Below are 23,646 nucleotides of genomic sequence, written 5' to 3' on the forward strand. Positions count from 1 at the left end.
TGTGCCGGGGTCCTCAGCTCGTCACCCGTCCGGAGGGAAGAACGGCGTGAGACTGCCGGTCAAGCTGACGTCGGCGTTGGTCGCCGGCGTCGTCCTGCTCGGGTCCCTGACCGCCGCGGTACCCGCCGAAGCGGCCGCGATCTCCTGCGCCGACACGGATCTGCCGGTCACCGGGCCCGGGCTGCCGCCGCTCGTGCCGGGCGCGCCCGCGTCGGTGCACGGCCGGTTGTGCCTGCCTGCCGGTGCTGTGCCGGACGCCGTCCAGCTGCTCGTGCACGGCGGCACGTACAACAGCGCGTACTGGGACCTGCCCTACCAGCCGGAGCGTTACTCCTACCAGCGCGACATGGCTTCACACGGTTACGCGACGTTCGCCGCGGACCAGCTCGGCGCCGGCGGCAGCAGCCGTCCGCTCAGCCTGCCGCTGACGGTGCAGGCCGAGGCCGAGGCGCTGCACGAGGTGGTCGGCCACCTGCGCGCCGGGCACGTCGGCGGCGCCGCGTTCGCGAAGGTCGTCATCGTCGGGCACTCGGTCGGGTCCGGGGTCGTCGCCGTCGAGGCGGGGACCTACCACGACGTCGACGGCGTGGTCCTGACCGGCATCACGCACCTGCCCGCGCTGCCGGTGCTGGCTCTGGGCGCGGCGCTCGGGCTGCAGCCGGCGCTGCTCGACGGCCAGCTGGCGCACCTCGGCAGCGACCCGCTGTACTTCACGACGCGCCCGGGTGCGCGGGCCGGGCTGTTCTACGCGGCCGGCGACGCCGACCCGGGCGTGATCGCGGCCGACGAAGCCACGAAGGACCAGGTCTCGGTGCCGGGGATGGGCACGGTGGCGTTGTTCGGCATCGTGCTGCCCGCCACGTGGGGCATCACCGTGCCGGTTTTCCAGGTGGTCGGCGAAAAGGACGCGCTTTTCTGCGGGCTGCTCGCGCTTCGCGACTGTTCGAGCGCGGCGACACTGCGGCCCCAGGAGGCGCCATACTACCGGGATCCGTCGAAACTGTCGATGTTCGTGCTCCCGGGCGCGGGGCATTCCGTTGCCCTGCACCAAAACGCCGGACTGTACCGGGACGCCACCCGATCGTGGCTGCGCGACCGGATCGGCGTAACCGCACAGGGTTACCACTCGATTGGATGAACACTGATCAGTGCGCGTGACGCCTTTTCGCGCCAAGATATATCGGTTCCCCGAGCCGGAGTGCGCACTAGACCCTTGGACAGGCTGAAGTGACTGCTCCCCATCCCCACGGTGGCGCCCCGCGCGCGAAGCCGTCCGCCGAACGAGCGGCCAGACGGCTCCGTACCCTCGCGCGCAAGTGGGGCTATCTGGTCAGCACCACGGCGTACCTGCCGCACACGCCCGACGAGATCGAGCGGGAGCTGTCGATCCTCACCGGCTGGCTCTTCGAGGCGGTCGCGAGCGACCCGCCGGGTGTCGGCGAAGCCGCGGCGGCGGGCGGGCGCCTGGTCGAGCTGCGCTGCGTCGGCCCGGAAAGCCTGCGCCGCAGCATGGAGGTGCTCGGCAAGGCCCTGCTGCGCGAGCCGGAGCTGCACGGCGTCGCCAAGCTGCCGGAGCGGGTCGTGCAGGTGCTCGGCGCGCTGAGCTCCGGCTACAGCGAAGCGCTGCGCGAGGACATCCAGAAGCGGCAGGAAGGCCTGAGCCGCGCGTTGCTGAAGGTGGAGCAGGAGACCCGGCGCAAGCAGGTCGTCACGCGCGCGCAGTTCGAGGAGGTCTTCGCCGGCTCGGCCAGCGGCGTCGCGGTCAGCGACCTGGACGGCCGGGTCCTGCGCGTCAACCCGGCGCTCGCCAAGACGCTCGGCCGCACGCCGGCCGAGCTCGCCGGGCGGACCCTGTTCGAGTTCGTCCACCCGGACGACGTCGAGGTGCTGCGCGAGGGCTACGCGGACCTGCTGTCCGGCCGGTTGCACCGGCTGCGGGCCGGTCGCCGGCTGGTCGGCCGGGACGGCGAGCCGATGTGGGCCACGTTCGTGGCGGCGGTGGTCCGCGACGCCGTCGGCGACGCCCAGCAGTTGCTCACCCTCGTCGACGACGACACCGAAGTGGCGCTGCTGCAACGGCGGCTCAGCCACCAGGCCCTGCACGACGTCCTTACCGGGCTGCCGAACCGGCAGTTCTTCGGCACCCGCCTGGAGAACGCGCTGCGCGAGGCCGACCAGGCCCGCGGCGTCACGCTGTTCCACCTCGACCTCGACGGCTTCTCGCTGATCACCGGCGGGCTCGGCCAAGACCTCGGCGACAAGCTCCTGCGCGGCGTCGCGGCGAAGCTGAAAGTGGTGTTCGAGGGCGAGGACGCGCTCATCGCCCGGATCGGCGGCGACGAGTTCGGCGTGGTGGTGCGCAACGGCGAGGACACCCCGGACGTCGGGACCACGGTCCGCCGGATCAACCACGAGCTCGCCGAGCCGGACTACGTCGACGGCCGCCACGGCGTTGCCCTCTCGGCCAGCATCGGCGTCGTGCACCGGCCGCCGCGCGACATCGCGCCGGCCGAGCTGCTCCGCGCGTCGGACCTGACGCTGCGCCGCGCCCAGCGCGCGGGCAACCAGTGGGGCCTGTTCGACCGCGAGCTGGATCACCGTGACCGCCACGAGTTCGGCCTCGCGGCGTCGATGGCGGGCGCCTGGGAGAACGGCGACGTCGAGATCGCCTACCGGGCGCTGGTGAACCTGGCCGACGAGGACGAGCCGGCCGCGATCGAGGCGCGGCTACGCTGGACCCACCCGGTCGAAGGCGAGCTGTCGCACGAGACGTGCGTGCGGCTGGCCGGCGAGACCGGGCTGGCGCTGCCGCTGGGCACGTGGCTCCTGCGCACGGCGGCCGAGCACCTGACGGCGGCGGGCATCGAGGTGCCGCTGGTCGTCGAGCTCGGCCCGCACCAGGCCGCGGACCCCGACCTGGTCGGCGAGGTCCGCGGCGTGCTGGCGGACACGGGCATGCCGCCGGAACGCCTCCGCCCCGGCTTCCCGGCGTCGAGCTTGCTCGCCGAGACGGGCGACGCGGTCGACAACCTGAAGGTGCTCGCGGAGATCGGCATCCCGGCCGAGATCCACGCCTTCGGCGCGGCGGGCGACGTCACGTTCCTGACGGACCTCCCGATCCGCACGGTCCGCGTCGCGCCGTCCCTGGTGGCGCGCCGCGGTCACCCGCTGGTGGAGCGGTCACTGGCCTCCCTGATCGAGGTGGCCCACCTGACGGGCGCGAAGGTGACGGTGGCCGGCGTGGAGACGCGCGAGCAGGCGGCGTGGTGGCGGGAGCGGGGCGTGGACTACGCGTCGGGCCCGGCGTTCGCCGACCTGCCGGACGGCCTGCGTCCTTAGACCTGGTCTCAAAACTCAAGGATGTGTCACTGCGCAACCTGCCGGTCCTGGTCGTCGATCGTGAGCAGTCGTGGCGAAGACGACGCAGCAGCGGCGGGTCGAAGACCGGCTCTGGGAGCTGATCGAACCCCTGATCCCGTCCCGACTACCGCTGCACATCATGTTGCCGGCGGCAAACACCCACGACAGCATGCTGTTCGAGCCGCTGCTGGACACGAACCCGACCGTGCGCGGCCACCACGGCCGGGCGGGCCGGCCACGATGCCGACCGGACAAGCTGCACGCCGACAAGGGCTACGACTACCGCCGCTGCCGCCGCTACCTGACCCGCCGCGGTATCAAGGTCCGTATCGCCCGGCGCGGGATTGAAGGCAAGTCCCGCCTCGGCCGGGTCCGGTGGGGTCGTCGAACGCACCATCTCCTGGCTACTGCGGTTCAAACGCCTCGGGCTGCGCTACGACCGGACCGAACGCACCACGCTGGCTTCCGAGCGCGGCACTCTCGTCGGGAAGTGATCAGCCATCGGTGGGGCCGCCTCGTCAGAGGCGTTCGATGCGGTCGGCCTGCGGGCCCCGGTCGCTCTGACGCACCGCGTACCGGACCCGGTCACCCTTCTGCAGCGGCTCCGACCCCATGATCACGGACGCGTGGGCGAAGAGATCGTCGCCGCCCGCGTCCGGGGTGATGAAGCCGAAGCCGCGGTCGTCGTCGTAGCGCGCGACGACGCCCTCGCCGCCTCGTGCGGGCACGTCCCGCGCCGCCGGCCCTGCGGCCGCGGCAGGTGCCGACCGCTGCGGCGCCGTCTGGGGCTCGGCGCCCCGGACCAGGTGCACGTCGCGGGCCTGCGGGCCCTTGTCTCCACTGGCCACCTCGTAGGCGACGCGGTCGCCCTCCGCGAGCCACGTCAGCCCCTCGGCCAGGGCCCGGGCGTGAACGAAGACGTCCCCGGCGCCGGAGTCTGGGTTGATGAAGCCGAAGCCCTTGTCCTCGTCGTACCAGGCCACCGTGCCGTCGGCACCGTCCGCGGTACCAGCCGCAGCGGGTGAGCCGGCCCCTGCTCCCAGCGGGATCACGTGCCCGGCCTGCGGGCCGCGCTCGCCTTCGACGATCAGGAAGGCCACCCGCTGCCCCTCGGTGACCACGCCGCCGGTCACGATGGCGGAGCTGTGCACGAAGAGGTCGGCGCCGCCGCCGTCCGGCGACGCGAAGCCGTACCCCTTGCCCGGCTCGTACCAGTTGATGGTGCCGAGCAGGCCCACGGCGCTGCCGGTGGCCGCATCGGCGGTGACGCGAACGCGCAGCGCCTCGGGCCCGCGGTCGTTCTCGCCGACCTCGAACACGACGGCCTGACCCTCGCGGAGCACTTTCGCGCCGCCGTCCCCGACGATCTCGGAGGCGTGCACGAACACGTCCGGCGAGCCGTCCTCGGGCGCGAGGAAGCCGAAACCCCGTTCGGCGTCGAACCAACGGACGGTCCCTTGCGGCATCAAAGACTCCAGGTCGAGAGAGCGGGCACTGGCCCCCAGTCTCTCTGACGGACCTCGGGTCCGTCGGGCCGGGTCCACAGGCGGGCCGTTGGTTCACCTAGCGACACGCCGAGTTCTAAGCGCCAGACCAGGACCTGGCTGGGACTCGCGCGGTGGCGCGGGTGGTCGTGAGTGGCAATTCGGGTTAGAACCCTCATTGCCACTCACGAGCAGCGGGCGCGGCGTTCGCCGACCTGCCGGACGGTCTGCGCCCTTAGATCCGCACCAGCACCTCGTCCAGGGACTTGCGCCGCAGGTCCGGGACCACGCAGTCGTCCGCCGGGTAGCCGACCGGGATGACTGCGAACGCCCGTTCGTTGCGGGGACGGCCCAGCAGGTCGCCCAGGAAGCGCATCGGGGACGGCGTGTGCGTGAGCGCGGCCAGCCCGGCCACCTGCAACGCCGTCAGCAGCATGCCGACCGCGATGCCCACCGACTCGTCGACGTAGTAGTGCTTGTGGGTGCCGCCGTCCTCGTCGACGGCGAACCGCTGCTGGAACACGACGATCAGGTACGGCGCGTCGATCAGGTGCGGCTTCACCGCGTCCGTGCCCAGCGGCCGCAACGCGTCCAGCCACGCCTCGCCGAGCCGGCCGTCGTAGGAGATCTTCTCTTCGGCTTCCGCCGCCTCGCGGATCCGCCGGCGCACCGAAGGGTCCGACACGAGGACGAACGTCCACGGCTGCTGGTGCGCGCCGCTGGGGGCGGTGGAGGCCACGGCGATCGCGTCGAGCACGGCGTCCTCGGGGACCGGGTCGGGGGAGAACATCCGGACCGAGCGGCGCTGCTCCATGCGCTGCCGGAGTTCGGCGACGTTCGACGTGGCTTCGGCGGCGGGCAGGCGGGCGGGCCGGTAGGGGACCGGGTGATAGGTCATGCCCGGAATTGTGGCGGGGAACACCCTCGGCGCAGCAGGGCCGAACGTACGATTTCCGGCCCAGCCACGTTCGTTCAGCGGACAGTTAGGGCTGCCTTGCCTCCGATATTGCGCCGAAGAGCGCAACACAAGTGGGCCGTTCGGTCCTGTCGCGTGAAGTGACCCCGTCATTACTCTCCAGTAGAACGAAGTGGTGCCGATCACAGCCGTTCACAGTCGCCGGAGGAGGCCCCATGGCGTCGCGCGTCCGACAACCGGTCTCCGAAGACCGGCGCGATCCGCGGCTCAGGCACATCACCGGCTGTCTCACCTGCACCCTCAAATGCGCGTACTGCGGCCTCCCGGTCCGGCTCGCCGGACCGGGCGATCACCCCGGCTACGGCGTCGTCGAACAGATCGCCGGCGACGGGCCCAGCCCGGACCTGGTGCTGCTGCACCGGTTCTGCCGCAGCGCACTCGGCCGCTGCCGGACGCGGGGGTGCGTGCTGCGGCGCGCCCACCTCGGCCGCGCTACCGAGCAGTACGAAACCGGCCGCCGCCGTCCGGGGCGCTACCAGCGCCTCGGCGTCCGCCGGTCGCCCGACCTCGATCTGTACCGGAAACACTGGCGGGTCGCCAAGATGCGGTACGCGTGCAAAGCGTGCCGCTACTACACCGGCTCGCACTGAGCCGTCCCCCAGCGCCTTCCCGCCACGCACGTCACGGAGGACTCGTGCTCGTTCGCCTCATCCTCGGTCTGCTCATGACCGTCGTCGGTCTCGCCGTCGCCGGCAAGCGGGTGGTCTTCCTGTACCACCTGATCAAGGCGGGCCAGCCCGACACCAAACGCTCCGACGACCTGGGCGCCCGCGTCTTCGCGCAGGTGCGCGAGGTGTTCGGCCAGCGCAAGCTCCTGAAGTGGTCCGTGCCCGGCCTGGCGCACCTGTTCACGTTCTGGGGCTTCGTGATCCTCGCTTCGGTGTACCTCGAGGCGTACGGCGCGCTGTTCGACGAACGGTTCGCCATCCCGTGGATCGGCCACTGGGCGGTGCTCGGCTTCCTGCAGGACTTCATCGCCGTGATGGTGGCCGTCTCGCTGGGCGTGTTCGCGGTGATCCGGATCCGGCAGGCGCCCGAGCGCAAGGACCGGGCGTCGCGCTTCTACGGCTCGCACACCGGCGGCGCGTGGCTGATCCTGATCATGATCTTCAACGTCGTCTGGACGATGTTCTTCTTCCGCGGCTCGTCTTCGGCGTCCGGCAACTTCCCGTACGACTCGGGCGCGTACGTCTCGCTCGGCGTCGGGAACCTCCTCGAACCGCTCGGGCACACGACGACCGAGGTGCTCGAGACGGTCGGCCTGCTGCTGCACATCGGCGTCATGCTGGTGTTCCTGTCGATCGTGCTCTACTCCAAGCACCTGCACATCTTCGTGGCGCCGATCAACGTCTCGGCCAAGCGGCTGCCGGACGCGCTCGGCCCGCTGCTGCCGATGGAGTCCGCCGGCAAGCCGATCGACTTCGAGGACCCGGGCGAGGACGACACCTTCGGCCGCGGCAAGATCGGCGACTTCACGTGGAAGGGCCTGCTGGACTTCTCGACGTGCACCGAGTGCGGCCGCTGCCAGTCGCAGTGCCCGGCGTGGAACACCGGGAAGCCGTTGTCCCCCAAGCTGCTCATCATGGGCCTGCGCGACAACATGTTCGAGGAGGCGCCCTACATCCTCAGCGGCGAGGAGCACGCGGACGCGCGCCCGCTCGTCGGGACCGAAGCGGACAACGGCGTCATCGACCCGGACGTCCTCTGGTCCTGCACCACCTGCGGCGCGTGCGTCGAGCAGTGCCCGGTGGACATCGAGCACGTCGACCACATCGTCGACATGCGCCGCTACCAGGTGATGATCGAGTCGGCGTTCCCGACCGAGCTCGGCGGCCTCTTCAAGAACCTGGAGACCAAGGGCAACCCCTGGGGCCAGAACAACTCCGAGCGGCTGGCCTGGACGAAGGACCTCCCGTTCGACGTCCCGGTGTTCGACGGCGAGCTGGCCGACGACGTCGAGTACGTCTACTGGGTCGGCTGCGCGGGCGCGTTCGACGACAACGCCCGCAAGACCGTCCGCGCCACGGCGGAGCTGCTGCACATCGCCGGCGTGAAGTACACCGTGCTGGGCAAGGAGGAGTCCTGCACCGGCGACCCGGCGCGGCGCGCGGGCAACGAGTTCCTGTTCCAGATGATGGCCCAGCAGACGGCGGAGACGCTCAACGCCGTGTTCGAGGGCCGGGAGCCGCGGCTGCGCAAGATCGTCACGACGTGCCCGCACTGCCTCAACACGCTCAGCCGCGAGTACCCGGACCTGGACGGGCACTACGAGGTCGTCCACCACACGCAGCTGCTCAACCGCCTGGTGCGCGGCGGCCAGCTGACGCCCGTCAAGGCCGCCGAGGACGGCCCCAAGGTGACCTACCACGACCCGTGTTACCTCGGGCGCCACAACAAGGTCTACACACCCCCGCGCGAGCTGGTCGGCGCGACGGGCGCCAAGCTCGAGGAGATGCCCCGCCATGCGGATCGAGCCCTCTGCTGCGGCGCGGGCGGCGCGCGGATGTGGATGGAAGAGCAGATCGGCAAGCGCATCAACCTGGAGCGCGTCGACGAGGCCATCGCCACCGACGCCGAGACGATCGTGACCGGCTGCCCGTTCTGCCGCTCCATGCTCACCGACGGGCTGGTCCAGCGCCAGAGCGAGCAGAAAGCGGAGAACGTCGACGTCCGCGACGTCGCCCAGCTGCTGCTGGAGCGGGTCAAGGCCCCGGAGGCCGCGCCGAAACCCTGACCTTCACGTATCTTCCGCCCGTTTCCCGGCTCTGTCCGGAGTCGGGGAACGGTGGGAGGGGCGATGGGACAACGGGAAGCGGCGACGGTCGAGACCGTCGGCGGCGCCGTGGCGAGACTGGCGGTGCGCCGCGGCTCGTGGCTGGTCGGGCGCGGGCCGGACGCGCACCTGAGGCTGTATTCGGACCGGGTGAGCCCGCGGCACGCTTGGCTCCGCCGCGACGCGCGCGGCACGTGGGTGGCCGACGCGGGGTCGCGGGCCGGGACCCGGGTCAACGGGGACGCGCTCGCCCCGGGCCGGGCCCGGCTGCTGCGCGACGGCGACCGGCTGGAGTTCGGGCCGATCACCGCCGTCTACAGCGACACCGCGCCGGCGGATGAGGCCGCGCCGCCGGTGTTCTCGAAGGTGGCCCGGACGGCGGGGACCGGCCGGGTGGCGCTGGTGCTCGGGCCGGTCCTGGTGGTGACCGGGTTCGGGCTGGGTGCGTCCAGGCTGCTCCGGTACTTCGCGGCCGGACCGGAGGTGGGCCTGGGCGGCACCCTGCTGACCGTGGGCGTCGTGGTGACGGTGCTCGGGCTGGTGCTGGCTAACCGTCCACAGTGGAAGTGACGACCGCGGGCTTCGTGGTGTCCGCCGGGGTCTTGCTCCCGAGTTCCGCCGTCGGCACCTGGTAGGTCTCGCGGGCCGTCGCGGCGGCTGTCGCGGCCACCACGCAGACCGCCGCCGTGAAGATGGAGACGCCCAGCCAGTCCGACTTGCCGGAGCCGATCGCCGCGACCACGCTCGGGGCGAAACCCGCGACCGCGAAGCCGATCTGGGTGCCGATCGCCATGCCCGAGAGGCGGACGCGGGCGCTGAACATCTCGCCGTAGAGCGACGGCCAGACGCCGTTGACGCCCGAGTACGCGACGCCGAACAGGACGATGCCGAGCACGAACAGCAGCGCGTACGAGCCGATCGAGATCGACCACAGGTACGGGAAGATCAGCACTCCGCAGGCGATGCAGCCGGTGATGAACACCGGCTTGCGGCCGACCCGGTCGGCGAGCCGCGCCAGCAGCGGGATCGCCGCCAGGGCCACGATGTTCGCGAGAACGCCCACCCAGAGCATGGGGGTGCGCGCCAGGCCGATCGTGTTGACCGCGTAGCTCAGCGCGAAGACGGTGAAGATCGTGCTGACCGAGGCGATCGTCGCCGCGACGATCACGCGCAGGACGTCGGCCCAGTGCGTGCGGAAGAGGACCGCCACCGGCAGCTTCGCGACGTCGGTGCGGGCGAACACCGGGGTCTCGTCGAGCTTGCGGCGGATGACGAACCCGACGGCCACGACGGCCGCGCTGCACCAGAACGGGATCCGCCAGCCCCACGTCAGCAGGTCGGCCTGGGGGAGCGCGGCGACCGGCAGGAAGATCGCGGTGGCCAGGATCTGCCCGGCCTGCGTGCCGCTCAGGGTGAAGCTGGTGAAGTACGCGCGACGTCGCTCCGGAGCGTGTTCGAGCGACATCGAGTTCGCGCCTGCCTGCTCGCCGGCCGCGGAAAGTCCCTGCATCAGGCGGAGAACGACCAGCAGGATCGGCGCGAGCACGCCGACGGTGGCGTAGGTGGGCAGGCAGCCGACGGCGAACGTCGAGAAGCCCATCAGGAGCAGGGTGAAGACCAGGACGCGCTTGCGGCCGAAGCGGTCGCCGACGTGGCCGAGGATGAACGCGCCGACCGGCCGGGCGGCGTAGCCGACGCCGAACGTGGCCAGCGCGAGCAGGGTGCCGGTCGCGGGGGAGGAGGCGGGGAAGAAGACCTTGTTGAACACCAGTGCGGCGGCGGTGCCGTAGATGAAGAAGTCGTAGTACTCGAGCGCACTGCCGATCCAGGCGGCCAGCGCCGCCTTGCGGGGCATCGATGCGGTCACGGGGTGCTCCTGACGTCCGTGCTTCATTGCTCAGAGTCGGCGGGGAAGCGGTGCCAATGTACGATCTGGTTAGTTAACACAGAGTGCGAGAAGGTGCCCTGAGTGTCAAGAGATCCTTTTCGGGTGGCTCGTCGCCGGGAGGCTTGCCGGTGCGCGGGGTGGGGCCGGAAGCGTCAGCGAGCGGTCAAGTAGTCGATCACCGGGTCGCCCGGCACCGCGCGGCAGTGCGGTTCGCCGGTCGGTAACTCTGAACGCACTGGTTCGTACACCAACCCGAAGGGGTGCTCTCGCCCGAGGCATGGTCGCGCTGCAGGCCGCCCGGAATGCCGCGTTACGCGCGAACCCGGTGCCGCACGACCCTGACGAACACGGCCAGTACCCGCATTTCTTCCGCGCTCGCGGGCGCGCGCGTGTTCTGCGACGTGGTCCGGCGTATCAGCGGTTTCGGTGGCGAAGACGCGCCGGTGCGGACGGCCGCGCGCCGCGCCCGGCGACACCTGGTCCCACCAGTCGAAACGCTCGCCGAACCGCCGCCCCGGGGTGCTCCCGGGGCGGCTTTCTTTCGCCCGTGCCGCGATATTCCGGCGTGGCGGAATACCCGTTCGGGCCGGTGAAAAACGTCCGGGACGCCTCCCTATTCGGGCGACTTCCGTCACCTTTCTCCCCGGCGCCGGTAACGGTGCGACTACTCCCCGTCAGAGTGCCTGGAGCGATTACAACGTCTTGGCAACCGCCTTGACAGGGCCTGTGGTACGTACCACTCTAACCCCAACATTGGTCTACACCATTTGGGGCGCCTGGCCACCGTGGCCGGGCATCGAAAGGACGGCAACGAGTGAAACGCTGGCTCAAGCTGGCGGCGGGCGCCGCCGCACTGACCCTCGTGACCGCGGGCTGCGCGGGTTCCAGCGGCACCGACACCGCCGCTTCGTCGAGCGGTGCTCCCGCGCAGATCACCGGGGACGTCACGGTCTGGCTGATGACGGGTTCCGCGCCGGCCACGCTGACCGACGCGCTCAACAAGGAGTTCGAGGCCGCCCACCCGGGCGCCAAGGTCAAGTACGAAGTCCAGCAGTGGGACGGCATCCAGCAGAAGCTGACCACCGCGCTGGCGAGTGGCGCTCCGCCGGACGTCATCGAGATCGGCAACACCCAGACGGCGGCGTTCGCCTCGCAGGACGGCGTGCTGACCGACCTGACCGCCGACAAGGACAGCTTCAACGGTGCGCAGTGGCTGAAGGGCCTCGCGGACTCGGGTGCCTACGACGGCAAGACCTACGGCGTCCCGTTCTACGCGGCCAACCGTGAGGTCATCTACCGCAAGGACATGTTCGAGCAGGCCGGCATCACCAAGACGCCGACGTCGAACGACGAGTGGATCGACGCGATCACCAAGCTGAAGACGAAGTTCGGGTCCGACCCCGACTTCCAGCCCTTGTACATGCCGGGCCAGAACTGGTATGCGCTGCTCTCGTTCATCTGGGACAACGGTGGCGACATCGCCCAGGCCGACGGCAAGAACTTCAAGGCGACGCTGGACAGCGCCGGCGCGAAGGCGGGCCTGGACTTCTACAAGAAGCTCGTCGACACCTCCGGCACCAAGGCGCCGAAGGACGCCGACGAGGCCAAGCCGCAGCAGGCGACCGTCTACGGTGCCGGCAAGGTGGCCATGATGATCGGTCTTCCGTGGGAGCTGCCGACCGCGGCCAAGACGGACCCGAGCCTGACCGCCAAGACCGGCGCGTTCGCGATCCCGAGCAAGACCGCCGGCCAGAGCGCCCCGGTCTTCCTGGGCGGCTCCAACCTGGCGATCCCGGCCAACAGCAAGAACGTGGCCGCCGCCAAGGAGTACATCAAGCTGCTCTCCAGCCCGAAGTACCAGAGCCAGCTGGCCGCCGCGGGCGTCGTGCCCGGCACGTCGACCGACCTGACCGGCCTGGACAAGGACCCGCTGGGCACCGTGATGGCGAAGGCCTCCACCAACGGCAAGGCCGTGCCGGCCAGCCCGAAGTGGGGTGACGTGGAGTCCGGCCAGAACCCGGTCAAGGACATGCTGACCGCGTACCTGACCGGCAAGAAGACGCTCGACCAGGCGACCGCCGACGCCAACGCAGCGCTGAACAAGCTCATCGGCGGATGACAGCGACCGCCAATGTGACGATGCCGGCGGGGGCGACCCCGCCGGCATCGCCGCGCGCCACGCGGGCCAAGAAGCGCAGGAAGGGCCGGTTCGGCGACCGGATCCTCCCGTACCTGCTGCTCCTGCCCGCGCTCGCCGCGATCCTCGTGCTGCTCGCCTGGCCGCTGGTCCAGGTGCTCGCGATCAGTTTCCGCAAGCTCGACATCGGCCAGCTGATCTCCGGCAAGACCGTGTGGATCGGCTTCGACAACTACACCAACACGCTGTCGGACCCGGAGTTCTGGACCATCACGGTCCGGACGCTGGTGTTCACCGCGTCCATCGTGGCCGCCACCATCCTCGGTGGCCTGCTGCTGGCCGTGCTGATGCGCCACCTCGACCCGGTCGTGCGGATCATCGTGCAGGTGACGCTCGTGCTGGCCTGGGCGACCCCGGTGATCGCGACGACCACGGTGTTCCAGTGGATCTTCGACGAGCAGTACGGCATCCTCAACAAGACCCTCGACCGGCTCGGGTTCCACAGCTTCATCGGGTTCTCCTGGTTCTCCAGCGGCCCGAGCACGCTGTCGGTGATCGGGCTGCTCATCGTCTGGCAGGCCGTGCCGTTCGTGACGTTCTCGCTCTACGCGGGGCTCATCGGCGTCCCGCGCGAGCAGTACGAGGCCGCCGGCATCGACGGCGCCGGGCCGTGGCAGACGTTCCGCGCGGTCACCTGGCCCGCCATCCGGCCGATCACCACCATGGTGACCTTCCTGTCGGTGTTGTGGGACTTCAACGCCTTCGCCCAGATCTGGGCGATCCGCGAGGGCGGCCCGGACGGCGGGAGCACCACGCTGGCCGTCGTGCTGTACCTCAAGGGCATCGCGGGCAACCACTTCGGCGCGGCGGGCGCGATCGCGACGCTGATGCTGATCGTGCTGGCCCTCATCACCGGCCGGTACATCCAGCTGCTCACCCGGACCAAGGAAGGTGATCTGGCGTGAAGAAGTCGCTGTCACAGCGAATCGTGCTCTCGGTCGTCGGCCTCCTCGTGGCGCTGGCGGTCGTCTTCCCGACGTACTGGATGTTCGTCACGTCGCTGCGCACGCCCGGTGAGATCCTCTCGCCCAAGTACGACCTGATCCCGACGTCGTTCTCCTTCGGCAACTTCGCCACCGCGCTGACCAAGGACAACTTCCCGACCTACCTGCTCAACAGCCTGATCGTCACGGTCGGGTCGGTGCTGTGCGCGCTGGTCGCGGGGACGCTGGCGGCCATCCCGCTCTCGCGGCTGCGGTTCACCGGCCGCAAGGGCTTCCTGGTCCTGGTCATGGTGGCGCAGCTGGCGCCGGTGTCGGCGCTGTTCATCCCGCTGTTCCTGCTGATGCGGGACGCCGGGCTGCTCAACACGCTGCCGTCGCTGCTGCTGATCTACTTCGCCACCACGCTGCCGTTCACGGTCTGGATGCTCTACGGCTTCGTCAACGGGATCCCGTACGAGCTGGAAGAGGCCGCGATGATCGACGGCTGCAGCCAGACCGGCGCGTTCCGCCGGGTGACGCTGCCGCTGCTCGGGCCGGGGCTGGTCACGACGTCGGTGTTCAGCTTCATCACGGCGTGGAACGAGTACCTGTTCGCCCTGGTGTTCATCAGGGACAAGCAGAAGGAGACGCTGCCGGTGTGGCTGGCGTCGTTCCGCACGGCGTTCGCCACCGACTGGGGCGGCGTGATGGCCGCGTCGGTGATCTACGCGATCCCGGCGCTGGTGTTCTTCCTGATCGTGCAGCGCAAGCTCGTGTCCGGCGTGACCGCCGGCGCCGTGAAGGGGTAGCTGTTGTCTTCACCCGAGAAACTCGCCGAGGCCGTCCTCCTGCCCGGGTTCGCCGGGACCACCGCACCCGGCTGGCTGCGCAGCCGCGTCGCCGACGGGCTCGGCGGGGTGATCCTGTTCGGCCGCAACGTCGTCGACGACGAGCAGGTCGCCGCGCTCACCGCCCAGCTGCGGGGCGAGCGTGACGGCGTCGTCGTCGGCATCGACGAGGAGGGCGGCGACGTCACCCGCCTCGACGTCAACACCGGGTCGTTCGTGCCGGGGCCGCTGGCCCTCGGCGCGGCCGACGACCCGGAGCTGACCACGGCGGTCGCCGCCGCGCTCGGCGAACGGCTCGCGGCCTGCGGCGTCACGATCAACCTGGCGCCGTGCGCGGACCTGACCCTGGCGGCCGAGGACCCGATCATCGGCGTCCGGGCGTTCGGGTCCGACCCGGTGAAGGCGTCGCCGCACGTCGCGGCGTACGTCACCGGCCTGCAGAAGTACGGCGTCGCGGCGTGCGCCAAGCACTTCCCGGGCCACGGCGCGGCGACGGAAGACTCGCACGTCGCGCTGCCGGTGCTGCCGCGGACGCCGGAAGAGCTGCGCGAGATCGAGCTGGTCCCGTTCGCCGCGGCGATCCGGGCCGGCGTGCGCGCGGTGATGACCGGGCACCTGGTCGTGCGGGCCTGGGGCGACGAACCGGCCACGCTCAACCGGGTGGCGCTCACCGACGTCCTGCGCGGCGAGCTGGGCTTCACCGGCGCGATCATCACCGACGCGCTGGAGATGGGTGCGGTGTCCGGCGCGTACGGCCGCCACGACGGCCTCGGCCACTCGGCGGTCCGGGCGCTGATCGCCGGCGCGGACGCGCTCTGCATCGGCGGCGCGGCCTTCGAGGCCGACGCCCTGGACGCCATCAACGCGGCGATCGTGGCCGCGGTGACGTCGGGGGAGCTGCCCCTCGAACGGCTGGCGGACGCGGCCGAGCGGACGGCGTCGCTGGGCACCGACCCGGCCCCGGCGACGGTCGGCCCGGTCGACCGGCGGCTCGGCCTGGAAGCGGCCCGCAAGGCCCTGCGCGTCACCGGTGAACCGCGGCTGGACGGCCCGCCCCTGGTGGTGGACGTCCAGACCGAGCCGACCATCGCGGCCGGCCCGATGCCGTGGGGCCTCGGCGCGCACCTGGCCGAGCTGGTGCCGGGGACGCGGGCGATCACCGCCGGCCCGGGCGACCTCGACACGATCCTCGAAGCGGCGCAAGGGTTCTCGAGCGTCGTCGTCGTGACGCGCGAGGCGCACCGGCACCCGCGGGTGCGGGAGCTGCTGGCGGCGCTGGGGGAGTCTGCTGTGGACTTCATCCGCGTCGAGACGGGCGCGCCGGGTCCGCTCACCGGGGACGGCCCGCGGCTGGACACGTTCAGCGGCTCGTACGTCAGCCTGCGCGCGGCGGCCGAGTACCTGGCCTGAGTTCGCTTCACCGGACAGGCCCCGCCTTCCCGGCGGGGCCTGTCCCTTTTGCCGTATCTCCACGAGCCGCCCGGGCGTTTGTACGGGGCTTGTACCGGCGCTCGTCACTCTGTCGGCACAACGAAAACGACGGAGGACGGACACATGAGGATTCGCATCGGCAAGCGGGCGGCCGGGGTGGTCGGCATCGCCGCGGCGATCGTGCTGGTCGGCGCCACCCCGGCGCTCGCGGCCACCGGCACGGTGCACACCGACTCGGGCGCGCCGCTGACCGTGCGCTCGGCGCCGAGCACGGGCGCGAGCTCGACCGGCACGGTCGCCGACGGCACCGCCGTCGACATCGACTGCCAGACCACCGGCGAGTCGGTCACCGGCAAGTACGGCACAAGTAACATCTGGGATCACGTCCCGAGCGGATTTATCACCGACACCTACGTCTACACCGGCTCCGACGGCCGCATCGCGCCGGACTGCACCGACGTCCCGCCGCCGCCGGCGGCGACCTGCTCGACGTCCGGGCTGGGCGACGCGAACACGTGCGCCCAGGCCGTGGCCAAGGCGAAGTCGCGGGTGCACACCAACAACGACCCGGCCTACGACGGCTGGTGCGACCGCATCAACGCCCAGAACTACGGCTTCTCCGCGAGCGGCTCGACCACGGCGTACGTGCACTGGACCCAGATCCCCGGCCAGTACAAGCACGCGGGCAGCACCGACGTCCCGGCCGGCGGCCTGGCGTTCTTCTCCAACGGCGGCTCGGGCCACACGATGATCTCCATCGGTGGCGGCAAGTTCCTGTCGAACGACATCAACGGCGCGGGCACCTACACCGAGACCACGATCGCGCAGATCAAGAGCAAGTGGGGCCAGACCTACCTCGGCTGGTCGCAGCCGTGGTTCAAGGTGAACCACTGACCGCCTGACGCGCACCGCGGCAAAGCCGTGAATGCCACATTGACGGACACTAGGTCCCTCGATGTGGCATTCACGGCTTTCGGGTAAAGCGGGTCAGCTGCCGGGGTTCAGGTGGTGCAGCACGAAGATCCCGCCCAAGGCCGGGCGGTCCAGGCGTTCGTGGTCGGTCGCCACGTACTCGTCCAGGACCGCCAGGATGCGCCGGTCCAGTTCCCGGACCTCGTCGGGGGACAGGTGCAGCAGGAACTTCTCGTGCACCGCCACCGACTCCGGGCCCGACGCCCGCAGCTCCTCCTGGAAGATCTCGATCGGCGCGAACCGCGTCTCGGGGTCGGCGCCGGCCAGCGGGCCGTCGAGCCACCACGTCTCGTTGTTCGACCGGTACGGCTTCTCCAGCGCGCCGCTGGTCCCCGTGCGGACCGGGGCCGGCTCCAGCAGGCCGGCGGCGACCAGCTGGCGCACGTGGTGCAGGACCGTGCCGGGATCGCGGTCGAGGCGGTCGGCGAGCTGCTTGTTCGTCAGCTCCTCGACCAGGCACATCCGCATGATCCGCAGGCGGAGCGGGTGGCCGAGGGCCTTCGCCTCCCGCGGGGTCGCCGGCCGCCGCCGGCGGGGTTCGGTCATGAACGCAACGTAGTCCATCGATCGAGTTCCGGCACATCGATGGAGAATTCCCCATCGATGTGTCATTCTCCACCACATGGAGACGAAGGGCCTGGGCAGCACCTATTGGCGGCTGTGGACGGCGGCGGGGCTGTCGAGCCTCGCCGACGGCGTCCTGAAGGTCGCGTTGCCGCTGGTGGCCGTCGGCTACACGCGGTCGCCGGCCCTGATCGCCGGGCTGGCTTTCGCTTTCACCCTGCCGTGGCTGCTTTTCGCGCTGCCCGCCGGCGCGCTGGTCGACCGGCTCGACCGCCGGCGGGCGATGCTCGGCGCGAACCTGGTCCGCGGCGGGCTGCTCGCCGTCGTCACGCTCATGACCGTCCTCGACGGCGGCTCGATCTGGGCCCTGTACGCCGTCGCCGCGGGGGTCGGGTTCGCCGAGACCATCTACGACACGGCCGCGCAGTCGATCGTCCCGCAGGTCGTCGGGCGCGAGCGGCTCTCGGCCGCCAACGGCCGGATGTACGCCGCCGAGCAGACGGCCAACGAGTTCGCCGGCCCGCCCCTGGCCGGGCTCCTCGTCGCGGCCGGGATGCTCGCCGCGTTCGTGACGCCGATGGCGTTGTGGGCGGTGGCCGTGGCCGCGCTGCTGCTGGTGCGCGGGACCTACCGGATCGAGCTGCCCGGGCACACCACCCTGCGCGCGGACATCGCCGAGGGTGTGCGGTTCCTGGTGCGGCACAAGGTGTTGCGGACGTTCTCGGTCATGGTCGGCACCTTCAACTTCGCCACCGGCGCGACCTTCGCGGTGTTCGTGCTCTACGCGGTCGGCCCGGGCTCGGCGATGGGCCTGTCCGAGCCGGCCTTCGGCCTGGTGATGGCCACCAACGCCGCGGGCGGCCTCGCCGGGTCGTTCCTCGCCGAACCGGTGGAGCGCCTGATCGGCCGGATCGGCACGCTCTGGGTGTCCTGGCTCGCCGGCGGCCTCACGATCGGCGTGCTCGCGGTGACGACGAACCCCGTCGCCGTCGCCGCCGGGTTCTTCCTCGGCGGCCTGGGGATCGTGATGTCGAACGTCGTCATGGTGTCCCTGCGCCAGCGCCTCACCCCCGACCGCCTGCTCGGCCGGCTCAACAGCAGCTACCGCCTGGTGGCGTGGGGCACCAAGTCCCTCGGCGCCCTCGCGGCCGGCGTGCTCTCCCAGACCCTCGGCCTGCACGCGGTGTTCGCCGTGATGGCCGTGCTGGCGTTCGCCGTCGTGGCCGGGCTCTTCGTGGTGACGGAGAACGCGCTCACGGCCGCGGAACGCGAAGCCGTGCGCGCGTGAGCGTCACGCGTGCGGGAACGGGAAGACGTTCAGCCGCTCCTCGGGCAGCGGTGCCGGCCGCCAGCCGAGGTCGACGGCGGCACGCCGGATCCGCCCGTCGCCCCAGTACGGCGCGCCGGCCGGGAAGCGGGGCACCAGCCCCGGCACGATCGTGTGCGCGGCGTGGAACCCGGCGCTCGCGACGTCCCGCGTGGTCAGATCGACGCTGATCACCTCGAAACCCCGCTCCTCGACGCGTTCCCGGTAGGCCTTGAGCCCCCGCTCGCCCACCGACGGCAGCCCCTCCCACGGGCGCACCGGCAGGTCGAGCACCCACGGCGCCACCCGGGTCACGGCCCGCGGGTCGAGGGCCGCGTCGGCGTGCTGCCGCGCGAACCCGTCGGCGAGCGCCTGCTTGGCCGCCTCGAACGCGTCGGGCCGGGTGGCGGTGCCGATGGACAGCCGGCGCCGGGCCCGGTCGAGCACGGCCGCCGCGACGACCGGGACGCCGAACTCGTTGTCCAGCGGGATCAGCGTGACGTCGTGGGTATCGGCGGTGTCGGCGATCAGCGCGCGGAGCTCGGCCGGGACCGGCAGCCGGCGCAACCGCGGTGTGTTGGCCCACCAGAGCATCGTCGTGTCCTGCTCGAGCACCGCTTCCAGGCCCGAGGTCACGGCGTGTTCCCTGCTCGTCCCCCCGGCGAGGCCGGCGAGCAGGGGATCGGTGAACCGGGCGCCGTCGGGCTCGGGCCGGTCGGAGACGAGGCACGCGGGCACCCACAGCGCCTCCCGCGTCGTATGGGAAAAGGCTTCGATCCACGCGCATTCCGTGTCGGGGGTGAGCGGCGCGAAGGGAAACCCGGGGATGGCGTACTGCCGCGGTGAGTACAGGTTCAGGCGACGCGGGTCGAGCGCGGGCACGCCCTGGCGGCACAGCCGCAGGTAGCTGGCGTGCCGGAGCTCGCGGTCCGCGGGCAGCCAGCTGCCGCAGTAGCGTTCGACGGCCTTGCCGATCGCGGCGTCGCGGGCGACGTCGAAGTCGTGCCACGACGTGCCGACCGCCCGGCGGTCGTTGGCCCAGTCGGCGACCCGGTGCATGTCGGCGACGTCCACCGCGCACACCTTCAGGCGGGCGGGCAGGCCGGGAGCGGGCGGGATCTCGTGGACGGCGGTCACGATGCCGGTCCGGTCGTCGACGAGCAGGTCCGGGCGCGGGCCGCGCGCCTCGATCGCGCGGGTGCGGTCCGGGAACGGCAGGACGGGCCGGGGGAGCACGCTCAGCCGGACGGGGTCGAGCTCGAGCTCGCCGGTGGTCGTCTCGGCGGGTTCGCCGGCGAGCCAGCGCTCCAGCTGGACAGCGAGCACGGTCAGCATCCAGCGGGCGTCGATCGGGCGGAACCGCCGCCCGGGCGGCGGGTCGGCGGTGGCGAAGGCGTCGATCACGCGCGGGTCGGGGGCCGCGGACCGCCGCCGGTCGAGCACGTCGGCGAAGTCGGGGCCGGGGCCGCCGGGGGTGATCGCGGGCCCGGCGATGCCCTGGCCGCGTTCGCAGCGGAAGGGCAGCAGCCGTACGCCGCGGTCGGCGCAGAACGCGTCGAGGGCGGTGAGCTCGGAGTACGCCGGGTGGGTGAACGCGGCGACGACGACGGCGTCGGCCGGGTTGACGGGGAAGGGACCGTCGACGTCGGAGAGCGTCTGGACCCGCGCGTACCCCGCCGGGGCGAGGATCTGCGCGAGCGGCGCGGTCAGCTCCGGCGTCCCGGCGATGAGGACGGTGGTCGCGGCGACGCGGCTCGCGCCGTCCGTCGCGGGGCGGAGGCCGCCATCCTCGGTGAGGACGTCGAGCAGTTCCGCGTATCCGGGGTTCACCCCGGCGAGCAGCTCGGCCCGGGTGCGGGTGCCGTCGCAGCGCGCGATCCACGCGCGGACCTCCGCGGCCGGCACCGGGATCGGGTACTGGCCGCCGTTCGGTGTGATGAGCAGGCACAGGGCCGGCTCGAGGTCGTGGACCTCGACCCCGGTCAGTTCCGGGCGGACGTCGTCGGAAGGCATGGCGGATCCCTTGTCGGAACGGAGCGTGCCGCGGCCCCGGGGGCGGGGGCCGCGGCACCGGGGGAGCTGGGCTGCGACTGCGTTCCCTTCTGTGCGGTTGTGCTGTTGGTGCCAGTTTCGGCCGCGGGCGTGCGCGGTGACGTCTCCTGGAGTGCGATCCGCACGTCCCGGCCCGTGCGGAATCCACGGCCGCCGCGTGCGGGGCGCACGCGAAAGCGCCCCGCCGCCCGGAGCGGACGGCGGGGCGCTTCGGACTGTCCGCTGTGGTCAGGCCCGGCAGGTCCGGCCGCGGTTGACGCAGTTGACCAGGCCGCTCATGATCCGCTGCGACATCACGTTCGCGAAGTCGTCGTGGTCGGAGAGCGGGTTGTGGTGCTCCTGCGGGAAGGAGTCCACTTTGTACTGCTTCTTGACCTGGATGTCGTGCGGGATGTCGTAGGTCAGCGTGATCTGCAGCTGCGGCACGGCCTTGAAGCCCTTCGGGCACCAGCCGGCCTGGTCCGGGAACACGATGTGCGTGCGGTGGTTCGCACTGTCGATGTTCTGCCCGTCCCAGCAGCTCGGGAACGTGTGGATGCGCTTGACCTTGCTGTTCTGCGGGCAGATCGGGTACTTGTCGGTGACGCGGTTCTCGAAGCCGCTGCACGTCCAGCTCGCGCGGGCGTTGGCCGGCCCGTTGGTCGACACCTTCGCGTCGCCGTAGAGCACGCGCAGGAACTTCGGCATGGCCACGACCTTGCCCGTCGGGCTGCCACGGAACGTGAGCTGGACCTTCTGCGGCCGCTGGATCACGCCGTCGTTCTCGGGCAGCTCGTTGTTCTCGTCCTGGCCCGGCAGCGCGCCGCCCGCGGTGGTGCTCGGCGGGGGAGTCGCGCCGGTGCCCGGGTCCTTGCCCGGCTTCGGCGCGCACGGCGCGAGCCCGCCCAGGTCGCGCGGCTTCTGCGTGAAGCGGCCGATCGCGATGGCGATGCGCTCCAGGATCGCGGCGCGCCGGTCCTTGAGCGGCGTCAGGATCGCGTTGCGCACGAAGTCCGCGCCACCCTGGCCCTGCGTCGAGGCGACGCGCTGGTTGGCCTCGTCGGTCTGGCCGTCGAGCTGGTCCAGGTTGCTCTCCACCTCGGCCATCGCCTGGTCGGGCACGTCCGGCAGCTTGCTGGCGACGTCGGGGCAGGCGACCTGGACGGTCTTCGCCTCCTGGTCGGCCTGGGCCCGGTCGCCGTCCGGCGCCTTCGCGGGCTCGTTCTTCGCCTCTTCCTCGCCGGTGTCGATGCGCACGACCGGCCAGTAGTAGGCGGACTTGTCGCCGTTGCGGCAGGTGGTGCCGGCCTTGACGAGGCTCTTGTTGTTCGAGTCGGCGTTCGTCGAGAGGTTGCCGACGTAGTCGTGCAGGTGCTGGGCGCCGTTGCGGACGCCGGGCTGGGCGATGAAGTTGTCGGGGTTGAAGTGGCCGTTCTCGTTGCGGCCGCAGTCGACGGTGAACGTGCCCGTCGCCGCGCCGCTGACCGGCCGCGGGTCGAACTGGTTCGGCGCCACCTTCAGGATGTCGACGAAGAGTGCGGGATCGACCTCGTCGGCGCTGGCCTGTCCGGTGTTGCCGGTCGTGGTGGCGACGACGATGCCGCCGACGGCCATCGCGAGGGCGAGACCGCCGGTGGCGATCTTCGTTCTGCGCGAAAGCCGATGCCGTCCTTGGGTGCGGGACATGGATCCTCCGGGTGTCGGGCTGGCGGGAAACGCGACACTGACCGGTACGAGCCCAGGGGCGTACCAGTCAGGAAAGGCGTCTGCAGGGGAGGAACGACGCCCGGCCGCCCACTGACCCGACATCAGTGGGACGTGTGGTCACCTGCCCGTGACCACGCCGTCGACCGGGTGGTTATCGTTCCGTTATGGACGCTACACCGGGGTTTGACACCGGGCAAGAAGGTGTTTCCGACCATCACGAACCGTCAGGTCCGGTTTCCGTTTCCGTAGTCGGACGTGGTCGTGAATGGTCCCCGGAAATGCGCGAAGAATGGCGTGCGCGAATAGCGCCGTGCACAGGACGCGCTCGCGGCGGCCCGCGGGTGCGTCACGCTGGGTAGCCGTTCGTGTACGCTGGTTGCGCTCTCAAGTAGTTGGTGACGGCGGTCATCCTGGGGCCTGGACCGGGTGGTTGTCCAGCTTCCGGGGGTGTGGCGAAACCCGCGGAAAATTCTTTGAACCGATCCGAACCGGCAGCCGTATCCCTCAGTGAAGCACCTCGAATGCCCGCCGGTCGCCGGCCCGGCGATATCCCTGGTGCACGCCCGGGAAGTGCGTTCAACGGGTGTCCCCGCATTCGGCGACGCTCTTTGTTCGTCGCCGCTCGGGAATTCAGTCCGGCGCCGCCGGAACCGCGGCAATCGACGTCAAGGCCGCGCGGCCGCTTCGATGAGCGCGGCCGCCTCGGCGGCCGACCGCTCGGCGGTGTCGACGACGAGGCGGTCACGCGTCCACGGCTCGTACTCGCGGGCCACGATCTGCGGCCACGTCGGCGGCACGTGGCCGGGGATGCCGGTGTCGCGGGTTTCCGCGCGGCGCCGGTGTTCCACCGGGTCCGAGCAGACGATCTCGGTCTCCAGCACCCGCGCCCCGTGCGCCGTTCCGGTGTCCCGCCAGGCGTTCCGGGTGATCTCGACGGAGTTCACGCACTCGGCGATCACGCTGACGCCGGTCCGCAGCAGGTCCGCGGCGACGTCGTAGGCGACGACGTACCCGACCGGCCCGAGCGGGTTGCCCAGCGGTGTGCTGCGGACGATCGCCTGTTCGATGGTGTCGACGCGCAGGTAGGAGAACCCGGTGCGGCGGGCCAGTTCGGTCGCCACGGTGGTCTTCCCGGACGCCGGCAGCCCGCCGACGACGATCAGCACTGGAGGCACCCGCGCATGAT

Annotated in this window: 18 protein-coding genes and 1 pseudogene; 12 read left to right on the forward strand and 7 right to left on the reverse strand. The window is 71.2% G+C overall.

Features of this window, described 5'->3' with window-relative positions:
• The first annotated feature begins 46 nt into the window (after nucleotides 1-46).
• The 3 genes and pseudogenes from OHS58_RS08555 to OHS58_RS08565 form a co-directional block, all read left to right on the forward strand.
• Nucleotides 47-1,138: an alpha/beta hydrolase gene (locus OHS58_RS08555; protein ID WP_326952703.1), complete on the forward strand. Its 1,092-nt coding sequence runs from the start codon at nucleotides 47-49 to the stop codon at nucleotides 1,136-1,138.
• A gap of 89 nt (nucleotides 1,139-1,227) precedes the next feature.
• A complete protein-coding gene (locus OHS58_RS08560) occupies nucleotides 1,228-3,339 on the forward strand; it encodes a putative bifunctional diguanylate cyclase/phosphodiesterase (RefSeq protein WP_328647810.1) in 2,112 nt (703 codons plus the stop codon).
• A 145-nt stretch (nucleotides 3,340-3,484) separates the two neighbouring features.
• A pseudogene (locus OHS58_RS08565) lies at nucleotides 3,485-3,854 on the forward strand (transposase); the annotation flags it as partial.
• Between the two features lie 24 nt (nucleotides 3,855-3,878).
• On the opposite strand, the gene OHS58_RS08570 reads toward OHS58_RS08565, so the two are convergent.
• Together OHS58_RS08570 and OHS58_RS08580 are read right to left on the reverse strand one after the other, a co-directional pair.
• The gene (locus OHS58_RS08570) at nucleotides 3,879-4,826 is read right to left on the reverse strand and encodes a cold-shock protein (protein ID WP_442875525.1); all 948 of its coding nucleotides are present in this window, start codon (nucleotides 4,824-4,826) and stop codon (nucleotides 3,879-3,881) included.
• 253 nt (nucleotides 4,827-5,079) lie between these two features.
• Nucleotides 5,080-5,742, reverse strand: a complete 663-nt coding sequence (locus OHS58_RS08580; RefSeq protein ID WP_328647811.1) for a nitroreductase family protein — start codon at nucleotides 5,740-5,742, stop codon at nucleotides 5,080-5,082.
• Between the two features lie 233 nt (nucleotides 5,743-5,975).
• On the opposite strand from OHS58_RS08580, the gene OHS58_RS08585 reads away from it, so the two are divergent.
• The 3 genes from OHS58_RS08585 to OHS58_RS08595 all read left to right on the forward strand — a co-directional run bounded on the left by OHS58_RS08585 (nucleotide 5,976) and on the right by OHS58_RS08595 (nucleotide 9,163).
• The gene (locus OHS58_RS08585; protein ID WP_328647812.1) at nucleotides 5,976-6,410 is read left to right on the forward strand and encodes a hypothetical protein; all 435 of its coding nucleotides are present in this window, start codon (nucleotides 5,976-5,978) and stop codon (nucleotides 6,408-6,410) included.
• A gap of 44 nt (nucleotides 6,411-6,454) precedes the next feature.
• Complete coding sequence (locus OHS58_RS08590) at nucleotides 6,455-8,554, forward strand: (Fe-S)-binding protein (protein WP_328647813.1); 2,100 nt, start codon at nucleotides 6,455-6,457, stop codon at nucleotides 8,552-8,554.
• A 63-nt stretch (nucleotides 8,555-8,617) separates the two neighbouring features.
• The gene (locus tag OHS58_RS08595) at nucleotides 8,618-9,163 is read left to right on the forward strand and encodes an FHA domain-containing protein (RefSeq protein ID WP_326952706.1); all 546 of its coding nucleotides are present in this window, start codon (nucleotides 8,618-8,620) and stop codon (nucleotides 9,161-9,163) included.
• On the opposite strand, the gene OHS58_RS08600 is transcribed toward OHS58_RS08595, so the two are convergent.
• Nucleotides 9,141-10,460: an MFS transporter gene (locus OHS58_RS08600; RefSeq protein ID WP_328647814.1), complete on the reverse strand. Its 1,320-nt coding sequence runs from the start codon at nucleotides 10,458-10,460 to the stop codon at nucleotides 9,141-9,143. The genes OHS58_RS08595 and OHS58_RS08600 overlap by 23 nt on opposite strands.
• 835 nt (nucleotides 10,461-11,295) lie before the next feature.
• Here OHS58_RS08600 and OHS58_RS08605 point away from each other — a divergent pair.
• The 5 genes from OHS58_RS08605 to OHS58_RS08625 all read left to right on the forward strand — a co-directional run bounded on the left by OHS58_RS08605 (nucleotide 11,296) and on the right by OHS58_RS08625 (nucleotide 16,774).
• Nucleotides 11,296-12,600 (forward strand): sugar ABC transporter substrate-binding protein, encoded by a 1,305-nt coding sequence (locus tag OHS58_RS08605; protein WP_326950380.1) that lies wholly within the window; start codon nucleotides 11,296-11,298, stop codon nucleotides 12,598-12,600.
• Nucleotides 12,597-13,583: a carbohydrate ABC transporter permease gene (locus OHS58_RS08610; protein WP_326950379.1), complete on the forward strand. Its 987-nt coding sequence runs from the start codon at nucleotides 12,597-12,599 to the stop codon at nucleotides 13,581-13,583. Before OHS58_RS08605 ends, OHS58_RS08610 begins: the two co-directional genes overlap by 4 nt.
• Nucleotides 13,580-14,410: a carbohydrate ABC transporter permease gene (locus tag OHS58_RS08615; RefSeq protein ID WP_247052525.1), complete on the forward strand. Its 831-nt coding sequence runs from the start codon at nucleotides 13,580-13,582 to the stop codon at nucleotides 14,408-14,410. The genes OHS58_RS08610 and OHS58_RS08615 overlap by 4 nt, the downstream gene beginning before the upstream one ends.
• A 3-nt stretch (nucleotides 14,411-14,413) precedes the next feature.
• A complete protein-coding gene (locus OHS58_RS08620) occupies nucleotides 14,414-15,859 on the forward strand; it encodes a glycoside hydrolase family 3 protein (RefSeq protein ID WP_328647815.1) in 1,446 nt (481 codons plus the stop codon).
• Nucleotides 15,860-16,003: 144 nt separating this feature from the next.
• Nucleotides 16,004-16,774 (forward strand): hypothetical protein, encoded by a 771-nt coding sequence (locus tag OHS58_RS08625; protein WP_328647816.1) that lies wholly within the window; start codon nucleotides 16,004-16,006, stop codon nucleotides 16,772-16,774.
• Between the two features lie 93 nt (nucleotides 16,775-16,867).
• Here the strand turns inward: OHS58_RS08625 and OHS58_RS08630 are convergent, their stop codons facing one another.
• Nucleotides 16,868-17,398: an ArsR/SmtB family transcription factor gene (locus tag OHS58_RS08630; RefSeq protein ID WP_326950376.1), complete on the reverse strand. Its 531-nt coding sequence runs from the start codon at nucleotides 17,396-17,398 to the stop codon at nucleotides 16,868-16,870.
• 76 nt (nucleotides 17,399-17,474) lie between these two features.
• On the opposite strand from OHS58_RS08630, the gene OHS58_RS08635 reads away from it, so the two are divergent.
• Entirely contained in the window at nucleotides 17,475-18,704 is a 1,230-nt protein-coding gene (locus tag OHS58_RS08635; RefSeq protein ID WP_328647817.1) for an MFS transporter, read from the forward strand.
• 3 nt (nucleotides 18,705-18,707) lie between these two features.
• Here OHS58_RS08635 and OHS58_RS08640 read toward each other — a convergent pair whose 3' ends face one another.
• The 3 genes from OHS58_RS08640 to OHS58_RS08650 all read right to left on the reverse strand — a co-directional run bounded on the left by OHS58_RS08640 (nucleotide 18,708) and on the right by OHS58_RS08650 (nucleotide 23,635).
• The gene (locus OHS58_RS08640; protein WP_328647818.1) at nucleotides 18,708-20,735 is read right to left on the reverse strand and encodes a YcaO-like family protein; all 2,028 of its coding nucleotides are present in this window, start codon (nucleotides 20,733-20,735) and stop codon (nucleotides 18,708-18,710) included.
• A 267-nt stretch (nucleotides 20,736-21,002) separates the two neighbouring features.
• Nucleotides 21,003-22,439: a DUF1996 domain-containing protein gene (locus OHS58_RS08645; RefSeq protein ID WP_326950373.1), complete on the reverse strand. Its 1,437-nt coding sequence runs from the start codon at nucleotides 22,437-22,439 to the stop codon at nucleotides 21,003-21,005.
• A 686-nt stretch (nucleotides 22,440-23,125) separates the two neighbouring features.
• Nucleotides 23,126-23,635 (reverse strand): AAA family ATPase, encoded by a 510-nt coding sequence (locus OHS58_RS08650; protein ID WP_326950372.1) that lies wholly within the window; start codon nucleotides 23,633-23,635, stop codon nucleotides 23,126-23,128.
• Nucleotides 23,636-23,646 lie beyond the last annotated feature (11 nt).

The organism is Amycolatopsis sp. NBC_00348 (assembly GCF_036114655.1).
GTDB lineage: Bacteria > Actinomycetota > Actinomycetes > Mycobacteriales > Pseudonocardiaceae > Amycolatopsis.